This is a genomic window from Brachyspira sp. (genome assembly GCF_050873525.1).
Lineage (GTDB): Bacteria > Spirochaetota > Brachyspiria > Brachyspirales > Brachyspiraceae > Brachyspira.
Window position 1 is genome coordinate 1 of the sequence record NZ_JBNMIZ010000266.1, and the last position, 3,124, is coordinate 3,124.

Below are 3,124 nucleotides of genomic sequence, written 5' to 3' on the forward strand. Positions count from 1 at the left end.
AAATATAAAGACCATAAATTAGTCGGAAAATATGCTGGTTTTAGAGAATGCCATATAAAACCCGATTTACTTTTGATATACAAAAAAGAAAATAAAACATTAATTCTTATGTGCATTGCTTTAGGTTCTCATAGCGATTTATTTTAATATAGTTTAATTATAAAAATAACTATAAATTGATTTATTTGTCCGCTTTATAGTTTGAGTGAAGAGGAGATGGAGTTTATTATTGGTTATGAGTTGGAGTTTAGGGTTTAGTTGAAAATGAGATTAGGGTTATTGAAAGTAAAAATTTAATTTAGAATTTGTTATTGTAATTAACATACATACTATTATTTTTTTTAGTATATATATTGACTTATTATATATAATATGATATACTTCTAAATATTTGGAGGCTATTAAATATGGCTAAAGATAAAAAATATGATTGGGCGATAGGTAATTCTTTGCCTGAAATTGAAGAACATAGTTTAGTGAAATTAAATATTATTGAAAAATATTTAGAAGCATATATGCGTCATTTAACTATTTTACCATATTCTCGAAATTTAAAATTTACTATTATTGATGGGTTTTCTGGTGGTGGTTTATATAAAGATATTAAAGGACAAGAAATTTTAGGTAGTCCATTGCGAGTTTTAGAAACTGTTGAAAGGCTTAAAAAAGAAATTACTTTCGAGAGAGAAAATAAGAATTTTGGAAAAATCGATTTTGATATTCCTGTATATTGTATTGAAAAGGATAAAAAAGTTTTTGAATTCTTAAAATATACAATAAGCCAAAGAGGATTTGGAAATTCTGCAAATATTATTAACGGAGAGTTTGAAAAAATATATAATAATATCATTAGAGAATTACAAAATAGAAAATATAAAAGAGCCGTTTTTTTATTAGACCAATATGGATATATAGAAGCTAATATAGAAACGATAAAAAACATTTTAAATAGTTTTTATAATGCCGAAATTATACTTACTTTTGCATGCGATAGCTTAATCGATTATCTTTCTTCAAGTAATAAAAATATTCTTATAAAATTAGGTTTAGATAATAACGATATAACACATCTTTTAGATACTAAAAAAGATAATGATGGAAATAGAAGAATATTGCAATTTACATTGTTAAAGTCCATTATTAATAAAGTTGGAGCTTGCTATTATACTCCTTTTTTTGTTAAAGGCAGTAAAACTCATAGAGCCTATTGGTTATTACATTTTAGTATTCATCCAATAACTCGTAATGAAATGGTTAAACTACATTATAAAAATCATAATGCGTTTATTCATTATGGCGGAGCAGGACTTGATATGTTTGGATATTCAACAAAAGATAAAGACACGCTAAATCCATTTTTATTTGCTGAACAAGATAGATTAGATAGTTTGGAAGCTATAAAAACACAAATTCAAAATAAAGTAGGCAGTTATAATAATAAAACTTTTGAAACTTTAATTCAAAGTGAAATAAACTATACTCCTGCTACAATAGATACGATATGCCAATCACTTGAAGAACAGATATATTATGGAGATATAGATATTATAAATCCAAAAACAAATAAAAAAGTGAGAAGTTATAAAAATATTAAATTGGACTACATTATAAAAGATAATAAACAGAAGAGGTTTAATTTTTAAATGAAAATTAGTAAAATAGAATGGACGGAAGCAAGCTGGAATCCTACCATAGGATGCGATAAAGTAAGCAGCGGTTGTAAAAACTGCTACGCTGAACTTATGGCAAAAAGATTGCAGGCTATGGGAAATGTAGATTATAAAGACGGATTTAAATTTAAAATGTTGCCACATAGATTAAACGAACCGAAACAAAATAAAAAACCAACGCTTTATTTTGTAAATTCTATGAGCGACTTATTTCATGAAAAAATTGATTATAATTTTTTAGATTCTATATTGAAAATTATTAAAGAAACCCCGCAGCATCAATACCAAATATTGACTAAACGCCCGCAAAGAATGAGAAAATATTTCTTAAAAAATGAAATTCCTAAAAATGTTTGGTTAGGAACAACTATAGAATCAATTAAAGTAAAATCTCGTATAGATTTAATCCGTGATTTAGAAGCAAGCGTAAAATGGATTTCTTGCGAACCTTTAATAAGCGATTTGGGAGAACTTGATTTAAGCGGAATTGATTGGGTAATTGCAGGAGGCGAAAGCGGAATTAATGCTCGTCCTATGAAAGAAGAATGGGCATTAAATATACAAAGGCAATGTAAAAAACAAAATGTTGCATTTTTCTTTAAACAATGGGGGGCTTGGGGGAGCGATGGTATAAAACGCAATAAAAAAGAAAACGGCGCACTGCTTAAAGGCAGAATTTATCATGCATATCCTAAAGAAAAAAAGAAAATTATAGTCTGAAATTAATTTATTGTTTCGTTCAGTTGTATTGCCACGCCTCACAAGTTCGGCTCATAATTACGGTATTTTTACAAACGGATTACGAAGTCTAAACGGAGTTGTTTTTCGCTTCTGCGGGCTTCACTCTGTGGGCTTTAGCCTAGCCTTGTTTCCTTTTTTTCACCGAAGGTGCGCAGAGCGACAAAAAAAGGAATAGTTTTTGGCGTCTGCCCGCTTTAGCGTGGTTCTTTTTTGCTATCAAAAAAGAACAGAGATTTTGCATTCTTTTATAAAAAGAAAATACATACAGGTTGATTTGTCCGCTTTATGGTTTGAGTGAAGAGGAGATGGAGTTTATTATTGGTTATGAGTTGGAGTTTAGGGTTTAGTAAAATATTTAAAGTTTTTCAATTTCTTTTATAGTTAAGCCCGTATATTTTGAGATTAGGTTAATATCCGATCCGTCTTTTTTTATTGCGATTGCCATTGAGATTTGTTCAGCATGTCTGCCTTTTTCAATACCTTTTTCAATGCTTTCTCTTATACCTTCAAGTTTGCCTTCTCTAATTCCTTTTTTAATACCTTCTTTAATTCCTTCTTTGCGTTCTCTATCCAGCATAATTTTTTGTCCTACCAAAAATGCGTCCCTTGCGTCATAAGCTCGCATAAGTTTATCATCCGAAGTAAATCTTTTATACTCTTCAATTACTTTTGTCATAATCGGGTTTGCCTCCTTTAATTCCTTTTCTATAGAT

At 29.0% G+C, this 3,124-nt stretch carries 3 protein-coding genes and 1 pseudogene; 3 read left to right on the plus strand and 1 reads right to left on the minus strand.

The features are described from left to right. From ACR0QS_RS12330 to ACR0QS_RS12340, 3 genes are all read left to right on the plus strand, one after another. The coding region (locus ACR0QS_RS12330) for a type II toxin-antitoxin system YafQ family toxin (RefSeq protein ID WP_432633753.1) at window positions 1-147 on the plus strand (147 nt) is incomplete at its 5' end. 260 nt (window positions 148-407) lie between these two features. Beyond that, a complete protein-coding gene (locus ACR0QS_RS12335; RefSeq protein WP_432633751.1) occupies window positions 408-1,643 on the plus strand; it encodes a three-Cys-motif partner protein TcmP in 1,236 nt (411 codons plus the stop codon). Beyond that, window positions 1,644-2,390 (plus strand): phage Gp37/Gp68 family protein, encoded by a 747-nt coding sequence (locus tag ACR0QS_RS12340; protein ID WP_432633752.1) that lies wholly within the window; start codon window positions 1,644-1,646, stop codon window positions 2,388-2,390. It begins immediately after the preceding gene. Window positions 2,391-2,766: 376 nt separating this feature from the next. Here ACR0QS_RS12340 and ACR0QS_RS12345 read toward each other — a convergent pair. Then, a pseudogene (locus ACR0QS_RS12345) lies at window positions 2,767-3,124 on the minus strand (Rpn family recombination-promoting nuclease/putative transposase); the annotation flags it as partial.

Excerpts from the sequence above, each read along its gene's own strand:
- ACR0QS_RS12335 (WP_432633751.1), top strand. The coding sequence starts at position 408 with ATGGCTAAAGATAAAAAATATGATTGGGCGATAGGTAATTCTTTGCCT.
- ACR0QS_RS12340 (WP_432633752.1), top strand. The coding sequence starts at position 1,644 with ATGAAAATTAGTAAAATAGAATGGACGGAAGCAAGCTGGAATCCTACC.